The sequence below is a fragment of the Actinoplanes sp. NPDC051861 genome (genome assembly GCF_040681145.1).
Classification (GTDB): domain Bacteria; phylum Actinomycetota; class Actinomycetes; order Mycobacteriales; family Micromonosporaceae; genus Actinoplanes.
Genome location: NZ_JBFAYE010000008.1, coordinates 103246 through 126120, shown reverse-complemented (window position 1 = coordinate 126120; position 22875 = coordinate 103246). Strand labels below are relative to the sequence as shown.

The window sequence follows — 22875 nt, the reverse complement described above, 5'->3', positions numbered from 1 at the left end:
AGATCACGCCATCGTCGTGGATCCGCCGCCGGAGTTCGAACCCGTGCCGTAGTCCTGTCCCGGCGCCAGGATGATCGTCTCCCGCGACTTCATGTCGTCATAGGCGTCGCCGTCGAGGCCGGTGCCGTCGCCGACGTTCTTGCCGTCGACGTCGTCGTCGTCGCGCAGGTTGATGTCGGTGGCCGGCTTCCAGCCCTCGCGGTTGCGCGGGTCGTCGTTGCCCGGCGGGTCGTTCTTCGAGTCCGAGTCGAGGTTCTCCGGCTTCTTGCCGCTCGCACCATACGGAATGTCGACCTTGCCGTCCTTGTTCGTGTCCCAGCCGTCCTTGAGCGCCACCCACTGGTCGGCCGGTGGCAGCTTGAGGCCCTGATCGGCGCCGCCGGCCGGCTTCTTCGGCTCGGGGAACATGGCGGTGATCTGCGACAGCGAGACCGCGTTGGCGTCGTCGAGGTTCTTGTAGCTGTCCGCGAGGATGTCGGCGCCCTTGAACAGCGCACCGATCCCGGCCTCGATCATCCGCGCGGCGACGATCGCCTGACCGTACGACTTGTCGTTGGCCTCCTGGAGGTCGACGCTCGCGCTGAACGGCCGACTGACCGACTTCGGCTGCGATCCGGCCAGCTTGCTCGGCGCGAACTGCGCGTTCGTCGGATGGGCGTATTTCGACTTCTGGTCCCAGTTGGCGAACTCGCCGTGGAAGTCCTTGCCGTCGTCGTCCAGCTCGGTGGCGAGCTTCCGCAGGGAGTCCACTTTGACGTCGAGCTTGTAGCCCACACCGCTCGGGCCTCCGCCACCGTCATCCCGTCTGACCATGTCCCCCGCTCCCGTCGTCAGATTCCGTCTCAATCCACCCTATCGAAGCCGGGGAATAGCCCCAACCCCGCTTCACGGTGTGTAAGTAATCAACCAGCAGGCGGTGTCCAAGCCATCTGGATGAGCTGTGTACCGCCGCGGCGCGTGACCAGGTGGCCGCGGCCCGGCGGCAGCTGCTCGGGCTTGCGGTTGCCGAGGAGCACGCCCTCGTCCTTGTTGCCCGACATCATGATGCCCGGCGAGGCGAGCTCGCGCAGCCTGGCGATGACCGGCTCGAACAGCGCCCGGGCCGCGCCGCCGCTGCGGCGGGTGAGCACCAGGTGCAGGCCGACGTCCCGGCCCTGTGCCAGGTAGTCGATCAGCGGCGCGATCGGGTTGAGGCTGCCCGCCACCAGGTCGTAGTCGTCGATGATCACGAACAGCTCGGGGCCGGTCCACCAGCTGCGGTTGCGCAGCTCCTCGGCCGTCACGTTCGGGCCGGGCAGCCGGCGCTTCATGCCGGTCACCACGTCCTTGATCATGTCCCCGGTGGTCTGCGCCGACGTGCCGTACGCCAGAAGGTACTCCGGCGGCACCGAGCCGAGCAGGCTGCGCCGGTAGTCGACCGCGATGATCCGCGCCTGCGCCGGCGTGTACCGCATGGTGATGCCCCGGACCACCCCGCGCAGGAAGCTGCTCTTGCCGCACTCCAGGTCACCGAAGAGCATGCAGTGCGGTTCGGCGTCGAAGTCGAGGAACACCGGCTGCAGGTCGCTCTCGGCGATGCCGATCGGGACCCGGCCGGCCGGCCCGCCGGCGTGCAGGGGCAGCTGTTCGTAGGTGAGCTCGGTCGGCAGCATCCGGACCTGCGGTGCCCGCGGGCCGGTCCACGCCTCGTTCATCTGGTGCACCAGCTTGGCCACGCCCTCGGGCACCGTCTGCGGGTCGGCCGTGCCGTCGACGCGCGGCAGCGCCGCCAGGAAGTGCATGCCCTCGGCGGTGACACCGCGGCCGGGCGAGTTCTCCGGCACGTTGAGCGCGGCGCGGCGGTCCATGACCGAGTCGGTCGGGTCACCGAGGCGCAGCTCCAGCTTGCTGCCGAAGAAGTCGCGCAGCGACGGGCGGACGTCCATCCACCGGGCGGCGGAGGCGACCACGTGCACGCCGAAGTTGAGGCCGCGCGCGGTGATGTCGGCGACGTCGAGCTCCAGGTCCTCGAACTCCTTGCGCAGCGTGCCGAGGCCGTCGACGACCAGGAAGACGTCGCCGAACGGGTCGTCGCCGAACTCGCCCTGCAGCTTGCGGCGGCGGTAGACGGCCATCGACTCCACGTCGTGGTCGGCGAAGTACCGCTCGCGGGCCTCCAGCAGGGAGCGGACCTCGGCGACGGTCCGGCGCATCCGGTCCACGTCGAGGCGGCTTGCGACACCGCCGCTGTGCGGCAGGTCGCGCAGTGCCGCGAGGCCACCGCCGCCCAGGTCGAGGCAGTAGAACTGGGCCTCCAGCGGCGAGTGGGTCAGCGCCAGGCCGATGATCACGGTACGCAACAACGTCGTCTTGCCGCTCTGCGGACCACCCACCACGACGAGGTGGCCGGACGCGCCCGCGAGGTCCAGGTTGAGCAGCTCCCGGCGCTGGTCGAACGGCCGGTCGACGAGGCAGACCGGCACCTGCAGCGCGCCGCGGCTCTCGGTGACGCTGACCGTGAGGCCGCGCTGGTTGTCCACCACGAGCGGCGGCATGATCTGGTCCAGGGTGGGCGGCACGTCCAGCGGCGGCAGCCACACCTGGTGTGCCGGAACGCCGCCGCCCTCCAGCCGGTCGACCAGGATGTCCAGGACGCTCTCGCCCATCGCGTCCTCGTCGGCCTCGCCCGGGACCACGACCGGCGCCTCGGTCACCTTCGGCGCGACGTACTGCGTCGAGTAGGGCAGCGCCGGGTCCATGTCCGGGGTCAGCTCGGTCACCGTGGCGCCCGACGTGTCCTCGTACTTGCCGGAGACGTAGGCCGCGCGGAACCGGACCAGCGCCTCCATGCCGAACTTCAGGTAGCCGTGACCGGGCGCGCGCGGCAGCTCGTAGGCGTCCGGCACACCGATGGCCGCGCGGCTCTCGCTGCTCGAGAAGGTCCGCAGACCGATGCGGTAGGAGAGGTGGGTGTCGAGGCCGCGCAGGCGGCCCTCCTCCAGCTTCTGAGAAGCAAGAAGCAGATGTACGCCGAGCGAGCGCCCGACACGACCGATCTGCACGAACATGTCGATGAAGTCGGGTTTGGCGCTCAGCAGCTCGGAGAACTCGTCGCAGATGATCAGCAGGTTGGGCAGCGGGGTGAGGGGCGCGCCGGCCGCGCGCGCCCGCTCGTAGTCACGCTGCGAGTCGTACTTGCCCGCGTCCTGCAGCAGCTCCTGCCGGCGGATCAGCTCACCGGAGATCGCGTCGCGCATACGGTCGACCAGCGACAGGTTGTGCCGCAGGTTGGTGATGACCGCGCTGGTGTGCGGCAACCGGTCCAGCTTGGCGAAGGTCGCGCCGCCCTTGAAGTCGACGAGCACGAAGTTGAGGATCTCCGAGCTGTGCGTGGCGGCCAGCGCCAGCACCATCGTCCGCAGCAGCTCGGACTTTCCGGAACCGGTCGCGCCGACCAGCAGGCCGTGCGGGCCCATGCCCTCCTGCGCCGACTCCTTGATGTCGAGGTCGATCGGCGAGCCGTCCGGCGCGATGCCGATCGGGACACGCAGCCGGTCGCGGTTGGGCCGCACACCCCACGCCGTCGCCGGGTCGAAGTCGTACGGATTACCGAGGTTGAGCAGCTCGGCGAGGCCCATCTCGGTGCTCAGGCGCGACTCGCTGCGGGACGCGACCGACAGCCGCAGCGGCGCGATCTGCCGGGCCAGCCCGAGCGCCTGCTCCTCGTGCAGCGTGTCCGGCCGGCCCACCCTGGTCCGCCCGTCGATGCTGGCGGTGTGCAGGTCGCCCTTCTCGTCGAGCTCGAGGACGAGCGAGGCGCGGTCGAGCATCCGGGGCGGCGCCGTGGTCAGGTCGATCAGCGTGACGCCGTCGATGCCGCCCTCGGTCATCAGGTGGTCGGAGCCGCCGACGTCACCGCCGTCGAGCACGACGATCAGGTGCGGGCTCACGGTCATCACGGCGTCCGGGTCGAACCGGGGCCGGGAGGCGACGACGTCCTCGAGGATCGCCTCCAGCATCGGGATGTTGGAGGCAACCATCCGCAGCTGGCCGAGCGCGTCGGTCTTGGTGGGGTGCAGCGCGTGCGGCAGCCACTTGGCCCACTCCCACTCGGCGGCCACCTCGGGGCCGGCGCAGACCGCGACGAGCAGGTCGTCGGGGGCGTGGAAGGTGACGGCCTGCGCGAGCATCGCGCGGACCAGGGCCCGGGTCTGCTGCTGCGGCCCGCGCAGGTAGACCCGGCCGAAACCGGGCAGCGAGAGCGCCACCGGAAGATCCGGCACGACAGCGTACGTCTTGACGAAGCGGCGCAGCGCGACCGCGCAGACCGGCTCGAGGTCCTCGACCCGGCTGGTGCGCGGCGGCACGATCGGGGTGGCCACCTCCAGCGGGCCGAGGCCGAGCCGGACCGTGCCGAAGTCGCCGTCGACCGGGCGGCGCTCCCAGAGGCGGTGGCTGCCGACCGTGGACCAGAGCGCGTCCGGGTCCGGGTGCCGGTAGTACATCGCCTGGCGCTGCTCGGTGATCACCTTGATGATCTTGCGGCGGTGCTGGCTCAGATGGTGCATGTACTTCTGGCGCGACGCCGCCATCTCGGCCTTGCTGGGCTGCCCGTTGTTCGTGACCACCTGGGCGAGCAGCATGCCGAGCATGCTGACGCCGAACATGGCACCCACGATGTAGCCCAGCGGCCCCGGCTTCTGGAACGAGAACATCATCGCCATGGCCGCCGAACCGGCCACCATGGGAAGCGTCATGAGCAGGTTGGTCCAGCCCTTGTTGCCGGGCGGGGGCAGCTCGGGAGGCGGGTCCAGGACCACGTCGCCGGACGGGATGGCCGGTGCGGGGCGCCGGGGGTACCGCTTGACGGTCACCGTGCTCACGGACTGCTCTCCCCGTTGTTGGACGACTGGTGGGTGGACGCCATCGTAGGCAACCGGCTGCTAGGTTGACAGCCGCGGGAAGCCTGAACGGACAAACGGGAGTGCAACGGTGACTACGACACCCGTCACTGGACTGGCGCGGGTGACCGTCGCCACACCGGATCGTCGTATCGACCTGGCTCTACCGAGCAATGTAGCGCTCGCGGGCCTGCTTCCGAGTCTGATGCAACACGCCGGCGAGAGCTTCGCCGACACCGGTGAGACACATGGCGGCTGGTCACTGCGCCGGACCGACGGTACAGAACTGCGGACCGACCAGAGCCTCGGCGCTCAGGACGTCCGCGACGGCGAGCTGCTGCACCTCGTGCCGCGGTACGCGGAGTGGCCGGAGCCGGACTACGACGACGTGGTGCACACGATCGCCGCCGGTTCGCGCCGGCACGGCAAGCCGTGGGAGCCGGCGACCACACGCCGGGCCGCGCTGACCGTCGGCACGTCGCTGCTGACGATCGCGCTGCTGATCCTGCTGCTGTCCGGGCCGGAGTGGGTGATCCCAGGCGTCGTCGCGCTCGTGCTGTCGGTCACGCTGGTGATCACCGGGATCGGGCTGTCGCGGGCGATGGCCGACTCGATGGCCGGGGTGTGGGTGGCCGGCATGGGCCTGCCGTTCGCGTTCGCCGGCGGCTGCCTGATCATCGCGGCCGAGGGCCCGCTCGTCGACCTGGGCGCGCCCAGCCTGCTGCTCGGCTCCGTGCTGCTGTGCGGTGCGTCACTGATCGGGTACGGCGGTGTCGCCGATCGGACACGGATCTTCGCGGCCGGTGTGGTGCTCGGGCTCACCGGCGCCTTCGGATCGGGTATCACGCTGGCCGGCCTGGACACCACGGCCTCCGCGAGCGTGGCGCTCACCACTGTCGTGCTGCTGTCCCCGCTGGCGCCGCTGCTGGCGATCCGGCTCGGCAAGATCCCGGTGCCGGAGCTGCCGGAGAGCGCCGGCGACATCCTGGAGGACCAGCCGCGTACTCCCGCGCCCAAGACCTTCGCCGCGGTGGCCCGCGCCGACGACATCCTGACCGGCGTGCTGCTGGGCGGCAGCATCGCCGCGTCGATCTGCGTGGTGGTGGTCGGCTCGGCCGGCGGCGTGGCCGCACCGCTGCTGGCCACTCTCTGCACCGCCGCGCTGCTGCTGCGCACCCGGATGTTCCTGGCCACCCGCCAGCGGGTGCCGCTGCTGGTGGCCGGCCTGGTCGGCGTGGCAACGCTGAGCGTCGGCCTGTCGATGCTGCTGCCGCCCGCGCTGCGCCCGCTGATCTCGGTGCTGGTGCTGGCGCTGGTGGCGGCCGCGGTGATCGCCGGCGGCCTGGTCTACAGCCGGCGCCAGTCCTCGCCGTACCTCGGCCGGTTCCTGGAGCTGCTGGACACCGCTGTGCTGATCACGATCATCCCGGTCGCCTGCGCGGCCGTCGGCGTGTACGCGGCCGTTCGCGGTCACTTCGGGTGACCAGGGGAGGTTGACGCGACATGGCTACCCGTAGGGACCGACTCCACTCCTACCAGTTCCTGCTGCAGCGTGTGGTGTCCGCGCTGGTCATCCACGACACCGACCCGCAGCAGTCGCCGCTGAAGCGGTTCGCCGGCTCGGCGTTCGCCGGTCTGATGATCGCGGTCATCGCGGTCGGCGGCGTCGCCGTCTACGGCATGCTCAAGAGCGGCGGCAAGACCTCCTGGCGCACCCCCGAGGCGGTGGTCGTGGAGAAGGAGACCGGCGTGCGGTACATCTACCGCGACGACGTGCTCTACCCGGTCGCCAACCAGGCCTCGGCCATGCTGCTCGGCTCGGTCAACCCGGTCTCGGTGTCGCGCAACTCGCTCACCGGCACCCCGCGCGGCGAGACGCTGGGCATCCTCGGCGCCCCCGACGTGGTCCCGCGCCCCGGCGACCTGCTGACCGGCTCCTGGACCCTGTGCGCCCGGCCCGGCCCCAACGACCAGGGCTCGCAGACCGTTCTGCTGGTCGGGTCGAGCCCGGCGGCCGACAAGCCGCTGGGCACCGGCGCCATGCTGGTCCGCGCGCTCGACGGCGAGGACGGCGCCCTGCACCTGATCTGGAACGACCGCCGCTACCAGATCCGCGACGCCGAGGTGGTCCTGCGCGCGCTGACCTGGGAGGGCTACGACCCCGTCCCGGTACGCGCGGCGTGGCTCAACGGCCTGCCCGCCGGCGCGCCGATCGCCCGGTTCAACCTGCCGTCCGGCGGCTCGGCCTTCCGCGACGTGCCGGTCGGCCGCCTCTTCTTCATCCGCAACACGGCCGGCAACACCCAGTTCTACGTGGCGATGCCGGACGGCCTGGCCAAGGTGACCTCGATGCAGGCCGACATCATGCGCGGCGACCCTGCGCTGAACCCGGACGGCGTGCAGCCGGAGGAGATCCAGGCCAGCCAGCTCGTGGAGAGCCAGGCGACGTTCTCCGCCGAGGGCGACGACCAGCCCCCGGCCGCCACCCCGAAGCTGGTCACGACGAACGCGAAAGCACCGCTGTGCGCGGTCTTCCCGCCCGGCGGCGGCGCTCCGTCGCTGCTCACCGAGGCGGACATCCCCGAGGGCACCAAGGCCGGCGACACCGCCGGCGTCGGCAACGGCGGCACCCCGCTGGCGGACCGGGTGATCGTCCCGCCCGGCCGCGGCACCCTGGTCCGGGCAGTCGCCTCACCGGACGCCAACAGCGGCACGCTGTTCCTGATCACCGAGCCCGGCCGGGCGTTCCCGGTGAGCCCCGAGGTGGTCGGCAACCTCGGTTACGACCCGGAGTCCGCGATCCGCATGCTGACCAGCGTCGTCGGCCGCCTCCCCCTCGGCCCGGCCCTCGACCCGAACGCCGCCGGCCTGCCCGCCGCCCGCCCCTGACCGCACCCGGGCCCGCGTGGGTGCCGGCTGGTGTCTGGTCAGCCGTCGCCGAAGACCAGGCGGCCCGCGTGCTGGAGTGTCTGGTCGTCCACCTCGGACCAGCGGTATCCCCGGGCGCGGATGTGCGCCAGCAGCTCCGGCTCGGGCGGCAGGCCGTAGCGCTCGGCGAAGTAGGCGAGCGACTCGGACCACACCCACACGCCGTCGGTGTGGATGTGCAGCGGCACGACCGGAAGGTCGCCGTCATAGGGGTCCTCGCCCGTCCCGAACGCCGACAGGGCCAGTGGCGCGTCGCGCAGGAAGGCCACCACCTTCGGCCGTTCCGAGGCGGGCAGGGCGGCCGAGGGCGCCGGGAGTGCCGCCGGGGTGGCCGCCTCGGCGAGCCGTAGCGGCGGCCCCGCGGTGAACTGGCGTTCCGCCTCGGTCAGCGCCGCCTCCCAGCGGGCGATGACGCGCTGGGCCAGGTCGTCGGAGATCTCGACGAGGTGGTCGTCGTCGTTCTCCGGGTCGGCGTCGCGGATCAGTGTGGTCGGTTCCCAGCCGCCGTCGTGGCGGTAGATCTCGTCGACGGTCCCGCCCGCGTCGCCGGGCCGGCGTCGCAGCACCGCGCCGGGCCGGCGGACCGTCTCGTCGCCGCGGAGCCGGGCGTAGTAGGTGATGGTCACGTCAGAAGTCCTCGGGCTCGGGGTGACGGGCGAGAAAGTCGGCCAGCCGCCGGGCCCGCTCGTCGCGGGCGGTGACCAGCGCGGACCGGTCGAACACGGCCGGGTCGGCGCGCAGGGCGTTGCGTCCGGTGGCGGTGCGGAACGCCTCGGACGGCACCCGGCCGGTGCCGTCCGGGATGAACCTGAGGACCTCGTCGCACGCCGTGGCGCACCGGGCCATCAGCGCGGTCATCTCCTCCCACGCGTCCAGGTCCACCCACGCCACCGCCGGGTCGACACCCTCCTCGATCGCCTCGGTGAGCTCGGTGAGAGCGACCGAGGCGAGCCACCACTCCCCCGGGTCGAGCAGCTGCGACGGCGGGTCCTCCAGGGTGCTGAACGCGTCGTCGGGGGTCTGTTCGTCCAGCGGCAGCAGGAAGGTGAACGCGCGCTGCGTGCCGCAGCCGGCGCACGGCCCGGCATAGGTGGCGACCCGGAGGCCGTGGCCGGGGTCGTCCTCCCAGCTCATGTCGCGGTCGAAGGAGCTGTCCCCGCAGACGCAGGAGCGCAGGTCCATGAAGAGGACCGCCTCGGCGGTGCTGCGGGCCCGCAGCGGGACTCCGCGGGGTACCGGCTCACCGGCGAGCTGCCGGTACAGATCGCGTTGCACCCACAGCTGGTCCACGGTGAACCGCTCGGGGGTGACGTCGAAGACCGACCGGCCCCGCTCGGAGCGGATCGCCTCGACCGGGACCGCGTCCGATCCGGACGGCACGAACAGCAGCGCCTCCTCGACGGCGGCGGCCGCCGCGGCCAGGTCGGTGCACCGCTCGGCGGCCTCCAGCGGCGAGAGCACGCCGTCGTCGGCCGGGTAGCTCGCGTACCGGTCGGCGACCCAGAGCCACTCGCCGGGATCAAGCAGCTCGGACGGCGCGGCCAGAGTGGACCAGGCCGACGGCGCGAGGACCGGCACGTCCTCCGACACCCGGAAGCTGAACGAGCGCTGCCGGCCGCACCCGGAACAGGCCCCCGAATACTCCACCTGGCGGCCCTCCGGCCCCGGCCCGTAGTGCGCGGTCCGGGCGAAGTCGGTCTCGCCGCACTCGCACGGGTGGAGATCCATGTAGAGGTGAGCCTCGAGGTGTGACCGGGCGGCCGACAGCGTGGACATGGCCGCCATCCTAGGCGTCGTACGCCTGCAGGATCTGCCTGTAAGTGTTGTCCAGGGCCGTCAATCGGCGCCGGGAGAAGGCCGTGGGGTCGTCGCCGTGGGCTGCCCGGCCGGCCGGGGTGAAGAACGCCTCCGGGGGCACCTCGTTGCCGTCGGCGGGCAGGAACTTGCGGACCTCGGTCAGCGCGGCCACCGCGAACGCGATCGCCTCGCGGGCGTCGGGCCGGTCCTCGGCCGGGCACTGTGCCGGGTCGGCGGGCACCATCCCGGCCAGCTCGCGGGCCACCGTCCAGAACTGGCCCGCGTCGATGAGCGCGGACGGCTCCGGCCCGCCGAACTGCGGTGGCGCGGGCGGCTCGTCCGGCACGGTGAACTCGAACTCGGCGGCGGCACCGCACTGGGCGCACCGGGTCTGGTAGCCGCTCACCAGCACACCACCGTCGTCCTCGCCGAGCCACTGCGCGGCCACCTCGAGTGCGGGTGCGCCGCAGCTGGCACAGGGCTGCAGCTCGAGATAGAGACGGGATTCCTCGGGCGATCGGGTGGAGAGCGGGGACACGCGGTCACCGTACCTCGTTTATAGTCCCCGCTCGTGAGCCAGCTAGACACCACGGTCGTCATCCCCACCAGGCAGGGCGACGGATCCCCGGATGTGAACGACACCTTGACGGACGTGAGCGAGACGGCGGGTGGTGGCTGGCGGCGTGCGGCGTACGCCGCGCTGGCGACGTGGACCGCCGCGCTGGCGATGTACGCGGTGATCACCGTCTTCGCGTGGCGGCTCACCAAGGCGCAGACGCCGACGATCCCCGAGATGTTCGGCATGTACAAGTGGCAGGACGCCACGTTCTACATCGAGATCATGGAGCTCGGGTACCACAACAACCCGGACTCGCTGGCGTTCTATCCGCTGTTCTCGATGGTGTCGTGGGTCTTCAACGTGGTGCTGCCGGGCGGTCCGCTGATCGCCGTGGCGGTCGTCTCGGCCCTCTGCGCGTTCGTGACGCTGATGCTGCTGTTCCGGTTCGTCGACATGGAGTTCGGCACCGAGACCGCGCACCGGGCGCTGCTCTACTTCGCCGCCTTCCCGATGGCCTTCTACCTCTACAACGGCTACAACGCCTCGATGTGCGTGATGTTCATCATCGGCGCGATGTACGCCGGCCGCCGCGGACACTGGTGGCTCGCCGGTGTGCTGACCTGCCTGGCCGGCTCCACCCGCCTGTTCGGCCTGCTCGTCGCCGTCGCCCTGGCGTACGAGTACATGCGCCAGCGGGACTGGAACGTGCGCCGGATCCGGTGGGACGTGCTCAGCTTCGCCATCATGCCGCTGGGACTGGTCGCGTTCTCCGTGTACTGCAGGGTGGTCCACGGCGACTGGCTCGCCTTCGTCCACGCGCAGGACAGCTGGAAGCGCGCGTACGGCTGGCCCGGTCAGTCCCTGATCGAGCCGTTCCGCAGGCTCTACCACGCGGTGAACGAGGACGGCCCGTTCATCCCCAACGAGTACATGACGATCACCGCGTTCGAGGCGGTCACCGTGCTGCTCGTCCTGGTCCTCGTCGTCCTCGGCTTCGTCGGGCCCTGGAAGGTCCGCCGCGACCAGTGGTTCCTGCTCATCGCGACGATCGTCCCGCTGATCCTCGTCACCTCGACGATGATCGGTGACCAGCGCTGGCTGACGTCCGCGCCGCGGTTCACGCTCGAGTGGCTCGCGCCGTTCGTGATTTTGGCCCGGATCGGGCGCAACATGTTCATCGACCGGCTTGTCCTGATGCTGGCTTTATCACTCCAGGCGATTATGCTCGCGACGTTCGCCCTGCACGTGAACTGGGTCGCCTGACGGACCGGCAGGCATCGGAGATCACCGCCGTTCCCCGGCCCTGACCAGCAACTGCTAACGTGCGGGCCGTGAACGATGAGGCGACTCAGGACTGGAACGGAACAGGCGCGTCCGACAACCGCAAACCCAAGGCGCCCCAGTGGGACGGCGCCGCGGTTCCGCCGCCGTCCGATCAGACGCCGCCTTGGGAGACTCCGCCGCCCAACAGCGGCCCGCCCTCGCCGTGGGGCTCGTCGCGGCCGAACAGCGTGCCGCCCTCGCCGTGGGGCTCACCGCAGCCGGACAGCGGGCCGCCGGCCCCGTCCGCGCCCGGCGACGAGGCCACCTGGCCGCTGTCGGTGTCCGCGCCACCGCAGACGAGCCCCGGCTGGGGCCGGCCCGAGCCGGTCTCCGCCGTCCCCGCGCCGCACTCGGCGCCGCCGGCGGTTTCCGCGCCCGCCGCGCCGCGACCGCCCGCGGGCAAGCGGGTCGCGGGCTGGATCGCGGGCATCGTGGTCGCCGCGCTCGCCGCCGGTGCCGCCGGTTTCTACTTCGGGACCGCCAACGCGGACGGGGAACCGGCGAACGAGACCACCACCGGAACCCCCGCGAGCACCGGGGAGTTCGAGGCGCTGCAGGTCTCCCTGAACAAGAGCAAGCTCGACGGCGAGCTCGCCGCGATGGGTGATCCCTGGCTCACCTCCTCCGGCCTGGACAGCTGTGTGTCCAACACGGACAAGGGCGCGGGCCCGCTCAACGAGAACGAGTCCCGGCACGTCACCTGCCGCTACGCCACGGCCTGGGTGCACTTCATCGTGTACAAGTCGCCGGAGCAGAAGGACACCGCCAGGTCGTACTGGCAGCAGCTCAACTTCAACTCCGACGCGATCAACCCGGGCGTGCAGGACCCCAGCCGGACGACCGGCGGCGTCAGCAAGGCGAGCGGCAAGCTGATCGAGTACGCGACCCGCAACGATCAGGGCGTCGCCATGTGCGGCGTGTTCTGGGAGCGCGAGGACACCCCGCTGACCGTCATGCAGGTCGACGCGCCGTGCGAGGAGGGCCTGGGCGGCAAATGGGACCTCCTGCGCGATCTGTGGCAGCGCCACAGCTGACCCGCGGGGGCAGTGCCCCGAGTGATCAAGATCATCGCGTCGGTGCGCGGCCCGGCTCCCCAGGGGGCAGCCGAACCGACCGGTGATCCGTACGATGCCGTGCCAGGGTTCCAGGCCCGGGACCACGGCCACGCAGAAATGGACAGAAGTGACCGTCTACTACACCTCCGGACACCAGCCCGCGCACCAGGGCCTGCTAGCGGACCGCAAGGTCGCCGTGGTGCACGAGTGGTTCGGCTCCACCGGCGGCTCCGAGGCGGTCTTCCTGGCCATCGCCGACCTGATGCCGCACGCGCAGCGCCTGGTCCTCTGGGCCGACGAGGGCGTTCCGGCCGACGAGCTGCACCTGCGGCAGTCCTGGCTCTCGAAGACGCCGCTGCGCAACAGCAAGGCGCTGTCGCTGCCGACCATGCCGCTGGTCTGGCGGACGCTGACCAACGAGAAGTTCGACGTGGTCGTCTCGTCCAGCCACGCATTCGCGCACACTGTCAAGCTGGGTGATCCGGAACACACCAAGCACCTCAGCTACATCCACTCGCCGGCCCGCTACATCTGGAGCCCGGACTTCGACGGCCGCGGCTCGCACCCGCTGCTCAAGCTGCCGCGCAGCGTGCTGCAGCAGGCCGACGTGCGGCTGAGCAAGCACGTGCACGCCTACGCGGCGAACTCGCGCGAGGTGCAGGGCCGGATCAAGCGGTTCTGGAAGCGCGACGCCGTGGTGATCAACCCGCCGATCGAGGTCGGCTACTTCGGTGACGCCCCGGTCCACCAGCAGCACCAGAACCGTGACTACCTGCTGGGCCTGGGCCGCTGGATCCCGTACAAGAACTTCGATCTGATGATCGGGATCGCCGAGGCAGCGGGCCTGCCCCTGATCATCGCGGGTTCGGGCCCGGAGGAGGAGCGGCTGCGCAAGCTTGCCGCCGGCTCCCGGGCGCAAGTTCATTTCGAGGTACGACCGGAGCGTGATCGCCTCCGCGAGTTGTACTGGGGCGCCCGGGCCCTGCTGTTCCCCGCGCACGAGGACTTCGGCATGATCCCCGTCGAGGCGCAGGCGTGCGGCACCCCGGTGATCGGGATGGCCCGTGGCGGCCTGCTGGAGACCGTGCTCGAAGGGGAGACCGGTTTCCTGGTGGACGGCCTCGACCCGGGTCCGTACGCGGCCGCGGTGCACCGGCTCGGCGGCATGTCGCCGGACCGGATCCGCGCACACGCCGCGGAGTTCTCGGCCGACCGGTTCGCCGAGCGGATGACGCATTGGATCGGCGATGTGGCCGGCTGAGGCCACTATCGGTACGGGGGAGGAACACAGCATGAGGACCACGATCGTCGACGCCAGCGGAGTGGGGCCGGGCGGAATCACCCGGGTCCTCAGCGAGGTCGTCCGTTACTGGCCGGCCGGTGAGGAGCTGCGGATCGTCGCGGCGCCGTCCGGATGGTCCGCGCCCGGCGACAGCGCCGCCCACGTGACCGTCGTCAGCACACAGGCCGGTGGGCGGGTCGGCACGATCGCCGACGCCACCCAGACGCTGCGCAAGGCGACCGGCCGCGACGCCGGCCCGAACGCGCAGGTGCTGTCGCTGAGCCCGTCCCTCGCGGTGCGGGGCAGCCGGCTGCCGGTCACCACGATCGTGCACGACCTGGCGTTCAAACTGTGGCCGAACGGACTGTCGTCCTCGGTCCTGCAGTACCGCAAGCTCAGCTACGGCACCGCGATCGGACGGTCCGAACGGCTGCTCTGCGTGAGCGCGCGGACCCGGCACGACCTGCTCGGTCTCTACGGCGTGGGGTACGACCGGACCGCCGTCTGGACGCCGGGCAGCGACCTGAGTGTGGCGCCCGGTGCGCTGCCCGCTCCGGTCGCCGCGGTGCACCAGCGAGGCGGCCGGTACCTCGTGGTGGCGGGACATGCCGCGCACAAGGGCGTGGAGCTGGCCATCGAGGCGACAGCGCAGCTTCCCGCGTACCATCTCATGGTTTTGACCGGTGGCCACGCCGTGGAGGAGTTCCGCCGCACGGCGGCGGAGTCGGCAGCGAGCTCGCGTGTGATTTTCCTCGATCGTCTCTCCGACGCGGAGTACGCGGCGACGATGGCCGGCGCGACCGCCTTCCTGATGCCCAGCCACTTCGAGGGGTACGGCCTGCCCGCGGCCGAGGCGCTGCGCCTGGGCACCCCGACGGTGATCTCCCCGGACCCGGCGCTGCTCGAGGCGACCGGCGGCGCGGCTGTGCGAATGGACACATGGACCGGCGATGCACTGGTCCGCGCGCTGCGGCAGGTGGAGAGTGGCATACTCCCCGCTCCGGTGGCGGAGCTCGGCGGGCGCTCCTGGCGTGACGCCACCGCACACCTGCACGCGCTGCTCAGCGGCGAGCTCACGGCGACCGCCCGGTAGGGAGAGAAACAGATGCGAATCGCCATGGTCCACTCGTCGTTCGCGATCCGCGGCGGCGCCGAGCAGTACGTGCGCGACCTGACCGGCGCCCTGCTCGCGCGCGGACACGACGTGCGGGTGTTCAGCCGCGAGTCGGAGCACGCCGAGCTGGGCGACCAGCCGGTGCGGCGGCGGATGAGCGAGCGGCTGGGCCAGCGGACGGGCGCGCTGCGCAAGGCGTTCACGCACCTCGGCGACGTCGCGGACCCGAGCGGCCTGAGCCCGGCGGAACTCGCCGCGTTCCAGCCGGACCTGGTGCACGTGCACAACTGGCAGGGACTCGGCGCGCTGCCGCTCGCCCGGATCGCTGGGAAATACCCGATCTGTCACACCGTGCACGACTACGCGATCGCCGACCCGAACAACGCGCTCGGCAACCGCGGCAAGTCGCCGGTCCTCGACGCGTTCCTCAAGATGCGCTCGGCCGTGCTGGTCGGCCGTTTCGAGCGGATCCTGCTGCTCTGGCCGGCCGAGCGGACCCGGCAGATCCTGGAGCAGCACGTCCCGGCGGCGCGCCGCCTGCCCGGCCGGGTGGTCCCGCTCGCCGTTCCCGAGCAGGGCCCGCCGCCGCAGTGGCGTCCCGGCGACCACCGCACGTTCCTGTTCATGGGCGCGCTCAGCCCGCACAAGGGCGTCGACCTGATGATCGACGCGTGGCGGCAGGTGTCGGCGCAGTTCCCCTACGGCGTGCGGCTGATGGTGGCCGGCGCCGGCGCGCTTCAGGAGCAGCTGGCCGCGGCGGCCCGCGAGGTGCCGACACTGCAGCCGCTCGGCTTCATCGACGCGGCCGGCAAGGAGGCCGCGCTGCAGCAGGCCGGCTGGCTGGTGTTCCCGAGCCAGTGGGCGGAGAATTTTCCGATCTCGTGCGTGGAGAGCCTGCGGGCGGGGCGGCCGATCATCGCCAGCACCATCGCGCGGCCGCCGATGGCGTCCGACGGCGCCCTGCTGACCTTCGACGGACGGGACGGCTTGGCGGAGCGGTTCCGGCAGGCGATTCTGATGCAGGAGCAGGAGTACGCGCGGATGACCGCGACCGCAGCCGCCGACGGCCGGGCCCTCAACTGGGACCGGCACGTCGACGCGATCGAGAAGGCGTACACGGAGCTGCTCTCCGGAACGGTGCACGTATCGTGACAAACCTGACGCGTAACCGGTGGTTCCTGATCGGAGCCCCGGTTCTCGTCGCAGCGGTGGTGGTCTGCCTTCTGGCCGGACTGCCGCCGCTTCTGCCGGTCGTGCTGGCCGCGCTCGCCTATGCCGCGGTCACCCCGGTCGCCGGCATGATCTACGTCCTGGTCGTCCTGATGGCCCCGCTCGGGCTCTGGCTGATCCGCGTCGACGCCTTCATGGCGTGGGTGTTCGACGGCCGGGACTACGCACTCAGCCTGTCCGCCTCGGTCATCGCGGTCGTGCTGATGGCCGGCGCGCTCATCCGCCGCCCGCCGACGAAACGCCAGCTGATGATCGCCGCGCCGGTGCTGCTCGTGTTCGGCGTCTACGGCGTGATCGGCCTGCTGCACCACGGCTTCGGCCAGACCGTCGCCGGCGCCCGCATCACCGCACTCCCCGCGATCCTCATGATCATCGTGGTCGGCCTGACCGCGCGCGAGCTGAACCTGCTGCTCACCGTCACCGCCTGGCTGATGGTGGCCAACGGTGTCGCGGCCGTCGTCGAGTACATCATCGGCCCGGAGAAGCTGGTCTCCTACGGCTTCGAGGAGGGCCGTGCGGTCCGCCTCATCGGTGACACGTTCCGGGCGCCCGGCCTCACCGAGGTCAACGCGGAACTCGGCCTGCTCGCCGGCTCCTTCCTGCTCGGCTACCTCGCGCTGTGGCTGGTCAAGGACCTGCGGCCGAGCAAGGTCGTGTGGCACGCCGCGGCCGGCGCAGCCGTGATCGCGCTGGCGCTGAGCACCAGCCGGTCGGCGGCGCTGCTGGTGGCCAGCGGCCTGGGTGCGGCCGTGGTGCTCAACCGCGGAGGCGGCCCGGCGGCGCGCAAACGGGCCCGGCTGATCGGCGGGGCCATGGTCGTGGTCCTGGTCGGCGGGTTCGCCGCGATCGGCGCGACCGGTGCCTCGAGTCTGCTCGAGCGCTTCCAGATCTGGGGCCGGCTGATCGAGTCCGGCGGTCCCTGGTACGGCAACGGCGTCGGCGGCGCGGGCGCGGCCACGTACTCGCGGGTGGCCTCGTCGCCGCAGGTCTTCGTGGACAACTACTTCGTCAGCATGATCCTGCAGTACGGCTACCTGGTCGCCGCCGCGGTCGCGGTGCTGATCATCTGGGGTCTGTTCCGGCTGTGGCGGGGCTCCGAGGGCAACGACCACTACGTCGTCTACATCGCGGTGCTGGCGGGTGCGACCTGCGGCTCGTTGATGATCGAGCTGTGGGAGTACACGAGCGCCATGGCGTGCCTGGCGCTGTTCGTCGCGTACGCCATGCGCTCCGTCCCGGCCACGCCCCCGTCGCCGGCCACGGAGTCCGAGCCCGCCGCGCCCGCGGTCGATCCCGCGCAGACCGTGCGGCTCAACCTCGACCCGGCCGCCACCGTGCGCCTGCATCTCCCGCCGCCGGTCGATCCGGCCGAGACCGCCCGGCTCAACTTCCCGCAGCGGCCGCCTCAGCCTCCGCAGCCGCCTCCCCACTCCCGACAGCCGCCGCCCCCCTCCCGGCAGCCGCCGCCCCCGCCTCCCCCCTCGCGGCAGCCCTATCCCCCGCCGCCGTCGCGGCAGCCCTACCCCCCGCCACCCGCACGGCCGCCGCAGCAGCCGCCGCCGGGTGGCTGGCAGCCCCAGCCGCCGACATCCCCGGTCCCGCGGGTTCCCCACCCGCGGCACAACGGCGAGCATCCCCCGATCAATCCCGGACAGACGCAGTGGCAGCAACCCTCGGAGCGACGTCAGTGATCGGAACCCTTACCCGCGCCGCACGCCGGCTGCAGGGCACCCAGCTCTCGGTGCAGGCGCTCTCCCGCCTCTCCAGCGTCGTACTCTTCCTGCTCGCCTCCTGGGCGGACACCGAGCACCTCGCACTGGTCGCCCTCCAGGGCATCCTGCTGGCACTCCCGTTCGCCCTGATGGAGTCCCTGGTCGGCCGCCCGATCTCGGCCGGGCTGCTCCCCGCGCACTGGGACATCGAGTCCTGGGCCCGCCGCGCCTCGGTCGCCACCTTCGCGCCGGTCCTGCTCATCGCCGGTGTCTCCGCCACCGTGGCGCTGCCCGAGGCCACCTGGACCGACCGCCTGCTGATGCTCACGCCGGTCCTGCTCCAGCTGCCCCTGGAAGCCATGTTCTGGGCACAGGCGCGCACCCGCTCCACCGCGACCGCCAACCTGATCCCGCAGTCCGTGGCCATCGGCACCATGCTCTTCGGCGCCGTCTTCGCGCTCACCGGCGTCCGCGTCGACATCGCCGCTGTGCCCGGCCAGCTCGCGATCCTCGCCTGGCTCCTGCTCCTGCAGCGCCGCCCTCTCGCCGCCGGCACGGTGCGCCCCGGATACGTCGCCTCCGTCCGCGTGGGCGCCACCTACTTCGTCACCGCGTCGGTGGACCTCGCCTACTCGGTTGCCCTGCCCTCGGTGGCCGGCGCCCTGGCCGGCCCCGCCGCGGTCGTCGTCCTGCGCGCCCTCGAACTGGCCTTCGGACCGTTCCACGTCCTGCTCTCCGCCACCACCCGCGAGGACGTGGTCCTGGGCCGCGAGAGCCGCTGGATCAACCCGGTACGCCTGATGACCGTCGCCGGCTGGGCCCTGGTCTCGGTGGTGATCACCGCCAGCCCCTGGGTGCGCGGCCTGCTCGCCACCGACCTGCGCGACCTGTCCCTGCTCGCGGTTGCCGTCTTCTGCGCCTACAAGGGCCTGCTGATGTTCTCCACGTGGATGTCCGTCCGCCACATGATCTGGGCCCCGCCCCGGCGCTACCTGGTCTCCGGCGTCGGCTCCCGGGTCATCGCCCTCTCCGCGCTGGCCATCTCCGTCCTCTGGGTCGACCGCGTACCCGACCTCCTGCTCTCGCTCCTGATCTGCGAAGCCCTCGTGGTGACGTGGTTCGCCTACCGCACGGCCCGCACCCCGGTCACTCCCGCCCCCACCGCTCCCGTCCCCACCCCCACCGCCTGACCCCCCACCCCCACCCCCCACCAGCGTGTGGAGTACGGCCCACCCACACACCCCAACTCCACACGCAACGTGGCAACCCACGGCTGCGTGTGGAGTACGGCCCACCCACGCGCCTCAACTCCACACGCAACGAGCAACCCACGGCCGCGTGTGAAGTACGGCCCACCCACACACCCCAACTCCACACGCAACCTGGCAACCCACGGCCATGTGTGGAGTACGGCCCACCCACACGCCTCAACTCCACACGCAACCAGCAACCCGCGGCCGTGTGTGGAGTACGGCCCACCCACACGCCTCAACTCCACACGCAACCAGCAACCCGCGGCCGTGTGTGGAGTACGGCCCACCCACGCGCCCCAACTCCACACGCAACGAGCAACCCGCGGCCGTGTGTGGAGTACGGGCCTGTGGGGCTCGTGTGGGCGTTGAGACGGCTGTCGTGATCTCGGCCTGGCGTGGGCGGCGTTACGACTTTGAGCGGGCAGCCAGACGGCTCTGAAAGCCCTCGCCGATCAACTGCCCACGAGGGAGACGGCTGCGTGGTCGCTCAGACCGCGAGACGGCGCCGAGAGCGACACAGAGCGCGACCGGTCGAATGCGTGCCGAATTGGCTCGCCACGGTGATACACAGTGGACACGTCATGAGCGAGAAACTGCCGAAACGGGCCAAGGGAGATCGGCCGAATGGGCAGAGTGAATGGCACGGAAATGTGAGATGAACCGCCAACCGCGAAAAAAGAAACCGCGGGCACCCGGACGAACTCCGGGTGCCCGCGGGCAGAACCAGCCGCTACTACTTCGTCTCGGCGAGTGACTTGATGGTGTCGACGTCGTCCTTGCGGACGGCGGTGAAGAGGGCCTTCGCCTTCGCCTTGTCCGGCAGCACCACGCTCTGGTCCCCGATCCGTCCCGTGCCCTTGGTCGGGCTCGTGTAGAAGCCGAGGTTCTCGCTGCGCAGGTGCCGCAGGTCCATGGCCATGTCGACCATGTTCATGTCCTTGTCGACGCTGACCGTGTTGGTCGTCGCCTTGAGGAACGAGTTCAGCCGGCCCGGGTTGGTGAGCACGCCGCCGGAGACCGCCTTGTCCAGGATCGCCTTGATGACCTGCTGCTGGTGGCGGATGCGGGCGAAGTCGCCGTCCTTGAACGCGTACCGCTCGCGGGCGTAGTCCAGCGCCATGGCGCCGTCCATCTGCTGCGGGCCCTTCTCGAACTTCCGGATGCTGTTCGCGTTCAGCGAGTGCGTCGAGGTGAACGACGTCTCCACGTCGACCTCGACGCCGCCGAGCGCGTCCACGATCTCCTTGAAGCCGGCGAAGTCAACCAGGGCCACGTGGTCGATGCGGACGCCGGTGTAGTTCTCGACGGTCTGCACCATGAGCGGGACGCCGCCCCACGCGAACGAGGCGTTGATCTTCGAGTTGGTGTCGCCGTGCTTCCCGTTCGCCGACTTGGGGATGTAGACCCAGGTGTCACGCGGGATGGAGATCAGCTGAGCGGCGTCCTTCGCCTTGTTGATGTGCAGCACGATGATCGTGTCGCTGCGGGACCCGCCGTCGTTCTCCGGGTCGCGGGAGTCGCTGCCGAGGAGCAGGAAGTTCTGCGCCTCACCGGCCGCGGCCTCCTTCTGCGGACGGGCGGCCTCGGGCACCTCGTTGAACGCGTCGACGCGCTCGATGTCGTTCTCGACGGACTGCAGGTACCACCCGGCGCCGATCAGGCCGAGGCCGGCCAGGATCACGGGCACGAGTAGGACGATCAGGGCGATCTTCCACTTCTTACGCGACTTCTTGGCCGCGTGCTTCCCCGGTTCCGGGGCGTCGACCGGCTGCATCACCTCGGTGGAGTCCGGGTCGTAAGTCGGGTATCGGGTCGGCATGGCGACGATGCTACAAAGCCGCGCAAGCCAGGATGGGCCTGCAAGGGACCTGTTGTGACCCGGTTCGGGCTCGACTTCAGGCGATCTCGGCGAAATACCGACAGTTCGCCACCTGTCGATGGCGAAGATCACACCGTTAGGCACGTTTCGGGGAGGAAAACGAACGCGACAAAGACTACAAAGCGAGGTACCCGGGGTGGCATTGACTGATACGAACCTTTACGATCCGCTCCGATCACGGTAGCTGAACCGTGTTCACCGCACGGGGGACCTGATGATGCAACACACTGGTCCGGCACTTCCGGAGCAACAGCCTTCGGGACCGATCGCCGGCGCACCGCACGATGCGCAACACCGCAACGGTGAGTTCGGATGGTGGGCACCACCGGCTGAGGAAGGCCGCCCGATGACCTCGATCCCGGCTCAGAACTCGATCCCGGCGCAGAACTCGATCCCGGTTCAGCGCACCGCAGGAGTCGAGAAGCACGAGCCTGCGACCGAGCGCCTGATCCTTCAGGACGGCGACCTCGGCTCGACCGTCGTGCTGCCGTACGTCGCCTCGGCGTCCGCGAAGCGGACCCGTCCGCTGCGCGCGTGGATGCTGACGCTGCCGGCCGACTTCGTCGCGATGCTGACCCCGCTCATCTGGAGCAGTCAGTTCTGGAAGGCGACGGTGGCCACCGCCTTCGTCACGGTCTTCCTCTTCGCCACCGGTGGGCTCTACCGCGCGCGCCGGCACATCAGCATCCTCGACGAGCTGCCCAGCCTCTACCTGCGGATGCTGACCGGCACCGCGGCCGTGGCCATGGTGGTGGCGATCCGGCACGACTCGATCGACAACGTGGACGGCTTCCTGCGCGTCGCGGCGGTCTCCGCCGTGCTTCTGCTGCCGGCCCGGATCGCGAGCCGCCTGGTGGTGCTGATGGCGCGCCGCCGTCGCTGGGTCGAGCACAGCGCGATCATCGTCGGCGGTGGCCCGGTCGCCATCGAGCTGGCCCGGCTGCTGCGCCGCTACCCGCAGTACGGCCTGCGCTTCGGCGGGTTCGTCGACGTGGCCCGCACCGGCCACGACAAGAAGGAGAGCATGCCGTTCGTCGGCAAGCTCGACGGCCTGGAGGCGCTGGTCAAGCAGACCGAGTGCGACGTGGTGATCATCGCCGACGTGGACACTCCGGAGAGCAACCTGCTACGGACCGTGATGGCGCCCGGTCTGGCCGAGTGCGACCTGTGGATGGTGCCCCGCCTGCGCGAGTTCCCTCAGCACACGGGTGCGCCGGACCACATCGGCGCGATCCCGGTGGTGCGGCTGCGGCGCCCGGTCCTGGACGGCCCGAGGTACGCGGTGAAGCGCTTCTCCGACATCCTGGTCGCCGCGCCGGCGCTGATCCTGCTCAGCCCGATCATGCTGTTCTGCGCGATCGGCACCTTCTTCGAGGGCGGCCCGGGCATCATCTTCAAGCAGCAGCGGATCGGCCGTTACGGCAAGCCGTTCAACGTGCTGAAGTTCCGGTCGATGCGCCCGGCGAACGAGGCCGAGTCGCAGACCAACTGGAACATCGGCGACGACCCGCGCGTGGGACCGTTCGGCAAGATGATGCGGCGCACGTCGCTGGACGAGCTGCCCCAGCTGTGGAACGTGCTGCGCGGCGACATGAGCATCGTCGGCCCGCGCCCCGAGCGGCCGTACTTCGTGGACCGGTTCTCCAACGACTACCCGGAGTACGCGATGCGTCACCGGGTGCCGGTCGGCCTCACCGGTCTCGCCCAGGTCAGTGGCCTGCGCGGCGACACCCCGATCTCGGACCGCGCCCGGTTCGACAACTACTACATCGAGAACTGGTCGCTCTGGCTCGACGTGAAGGTCGTGCTGCGGACGGTCAGTGAGGTGTTCCGCGCCGGCGGGCGGTGACGGCGGGCCCGGCC

Annotated in this window: 16 protein-coding genes; 10 read left to right on the top strand and 6 right to left on the bottom strand. The window is 70.8% G+C overall.

Annotation, left to right across the window (positions count from 1 at the left end; genetic code table 11):
* Nucleotides 1–3: 3 nt before the first annotated feature.
* Nucleotides 4–813, bottom strand: coding sequence for a hypothetical protein (locus AB0M02_RS22725; protein WP_364229715.1), 810 nt, complete (start codon nucleotides 811–813; stop codon nucleotides 4–6).
* Between the two features lie 89 nt (nucleotides 814–902).
* Nucleotides 903–4862: a type VII secretion protein EccCa gene (gene eccCa / locus AB0M02_RS22720; RefSeq protein ID WP_364229714.1), complete on the bottom strand. Its 3960-nt coding sequence runs from the start codon at nucleotides 4860–4862 to the stop codon at nucleotides 903–905.
* Nucleotides 4863–4971: 109 nt separating this feature from the next.
* On the opposite strand from eccCa, the gene eccD reads away from it, so the two are divergent.
* Together eccD and eccB are read left to right on the top strand one after the other, a co-directional pair.
* A complete protein-coding gene (gene eccD / locus AB0M02_RS22715; RefSeq protein WP_364229712.1) occupies nucleotides 4972–6363 on the top strand; it encodes a type VII secretion integral membrane protein EccD in 1392 nt (463 codons plus the stop codon).
* A 20-nt stretch (nucleotides 6364–6383) separates the two neighbouring features.
* Nucleotides 6384–7769, top strand: coding sequence for a type VII secretion protein EccB (eccB, locus tag AB0M02_RS22710; RefSeq protein WP_364229711.1), 1386 nt, complete (start codon nucleotides 6384–6386; stop codon nucleotides 7767–7769).
* A 38-nt stretch (nucleotides 7770–7807) separates the two neighbouring features.
* Here eccB and AB0M02_RS22705 read toward each other — a convergent pair whose 3' ends face one another.
* Genes AB0M02_RS22705 through AB0M02_RS22695 form a run of 3 tightly spaced genes read right to left on the bottom strand, consistent with a single transcriptional unit; the run spans nucleotide 7808 to nucleotide 10143 of the window.
* Nucleotides 7808–8434 carry a hypothetical protein gene (locus tag AB0M02_RS22705; RefSeq protein WP_364229709.1) on the bottom strand — a complete coding sequence of 209 codons (627 nt, stop codon included), beginning with the start codon at nucleotides 8432–8434 and terminating at the stop codon, nucleotides 7808–7810.
* A gap of 1 nt (nucleotide 8435) precedes the next feature.
* Nucleotides 8436–9584 carry a hypothetical protein gene (locus AB0M02_RS22700; RefSeq protein ID WP_364229707.1) on the bottom strand — a complete coding sequence of 383 codons (1149 nt, stop codon included), beginning with the start codon at nucleotides 9582–9584 and terminating at the stop codon, nucleotides 8436–8438.
* 10 nt (nucleotides 9585–9594) lie between these two features.
* On the bottom strand, nucleotides 9595–10143 hold the full coding sequence (locus tag AB0M02_RS22695) for a hypothetical protein (protein ID WP_364229705.1): 549 nt from the start codon (nucleotides 10141–10143) through the stop codon (nucleotides 9595–9597).
* Nucleotides 10144–10176: 33 nt separating this feature from the next.
* Here AB0M02_RS22695 and AB0M02_RS22690 point away from each other — a divergent pair, with 33 nt between their 5' ends.
* The 7 genes from AB0M02_RS22690 (at nucleotide 10177) to AB0M02_RS22660 (ending at nucleotide 19070) form a co-directional block, all read left to right on the top strand.
* On the top strand, nucleotides 10177–11427 hold the full coding sequence (locus AB0M02_RS22690) for a glycosyltransferase 87 family protein (RefSeq protein WP_364229703.1): 1251 nt from the start codon (nucleotides 10177–10179) through the stop codon (nucleotides 11425–11427).
* 68 nt (nucleotides 11428–11495) lie between these two features.
* On the top strand, nucleotides 11496–12521 hold the full coding sequence (locus AB0M02_RS22685; RefSeq protein WP_364229702.1) for a hypothetical protein: 1026 nt from the start codon (nucleotides 11496–11498) through the stop codon (nucleotides 12519–12521).
* Between the two features lie 148 nt (nucleotides 12522–12669).
* Nucleotides 12670–13803, top strand: a complete 1134-nt coding sequence (locus tag AB0M02_RS22680; RefSeq protein WP_364229700.1) for a glycosyltransferase — start codon at nucleotides 12670–12672, stop codon at nucleotides 13801–13803.
* 31 nt (nucleotides 13804–13834) lie between these two features.
* Entirely contained in the window at nucleotides 13835–14917 is a 1083-nt protein-coding gene (locus AB0M02_RS22675; protein ID WP_364229699.1) for a glycosyltransferase family 1 protein, read from the top strand.
* Nucleotides 14918–14929: 12 nt separating this feature from the next.
* Complete coding sequence (locus AB0M02_RS22670) at nucleotides 14930–16090, top strand: glycosyltransferase (RefSeq protein WP_364229697.1); 1161 nt, start codon at nucleotides 14930–14932, stop codon at nucleotides 16088–16090.
* On the top strand, nucleotides 16087–17859 hold the full coding sequence (locus tag AB0M02_RS22665; protein ID WP_364229695.1) for a hypothetical protein: 1773 nt from the start codon (nucleotides 16087–16089) through the stop codon (nucleotides 17857–17859). The genes AB0M02_RS22670 and AB0M02_RS22665 overlap by 4 nt, the downstream gene beginning before the upstream one ends.
* On the top strand, nucleotides 17856–19070 hold the full coding sequence (locus tag AB0M02_RS22660) for a hypothetical protein (protein WP_364229694.1): 1215 nt from the start codon (nucleotides 17856–17858) through the stop codon (nucleotides 19068–19070). The genes AB0M02_RS22665 and AB0M02_RS22660 overlap by 4 nt, the downstream gene beginning before the upstream one ends.
* 796 nt (nucleotides 19071–19866) lie before the next feature.
* Here AB0M02_RS22660 and AB0M02_RS22655 read toward each other — a convergent pair.
* Nucleotides 19867–20907: an LCP family protein gene (locus AB0M02_RS22655; protein WP_364230005.1), complete on the bottom strand. Its 1041-nt coding sequence runs from the start codon at nucleotides 20905–20907 to the stop codon at nucleotides 19867–19869.
* A gap of 451 nt (nucleotides 20908–21358) precedes the next feature.
* Here AB0M02_RS22655 and AB0M02_RS22650 point away from each other — a divergent pair, with 451 nt between their 5' ends.
* Nucleotides 21359–22861, top strand: a complete 1503-nt coding sequence (locus AB0M02_RS22650) for a sugar transferase (protein WP_364229693.1) — start codon at nucleotides 21359–21361, stop codon at nucleotides 22859–22861.
* The last annotated feature ends 14 nt before the right edge of the window (nucleotides 22862–22875 follow it).

Coding starts and splice junctions, on each gene's coding strand:
- AB0M02_RS22675 (WP_364229699.1), top strand. CDS start 13,835: ATGAGGACCACGATCGTCGACGCCAGCGGAGTGGGGCCGGGCGGAATC.
- AB0M02_RS22700 (WP_364229707.1), bottom strand. CDS start 9,584: ATGTCCACGCTGTCGGCCGCCCGGTCACACCTCGAGGCTCACCTCTAC.
- eccB (WP_364229711.1), top strand. CDS start 6,384: ATGGCTACCCGTAGGGACCGACTCCACTCCTACCAGTTCCTGCTGCAG.
- AB0M02_RS22725 (WP_364229715.1), bottom strand. CDS start 813: ATGGTCAGACGGGATGACGGTGGCGGAGGCCCGAGCGGTGTGGGCTAC.
- AB0M02_RS22655 (WP_364230005.1), bottom strand. CDS start 20,907: ATGCAGCCGGTCGACGCCCCGGAACCGGGGAAGCACGCGGCCAAGAAG.
- AB0M02_RS22670 (WP_364229697.1), top strand. CDS start 14,930: ATGCGAATCGCCATGGTCCACTCGTCGTTCGCGATCCGCGGCGGCGCC.
- AB0M02_RS22650 (WP_364229693.1), top strand. CDS start 21,359: ATGACCTCGATCCCGGCTCAGAACTCGATCCCGGCGCAGAACTCGATC.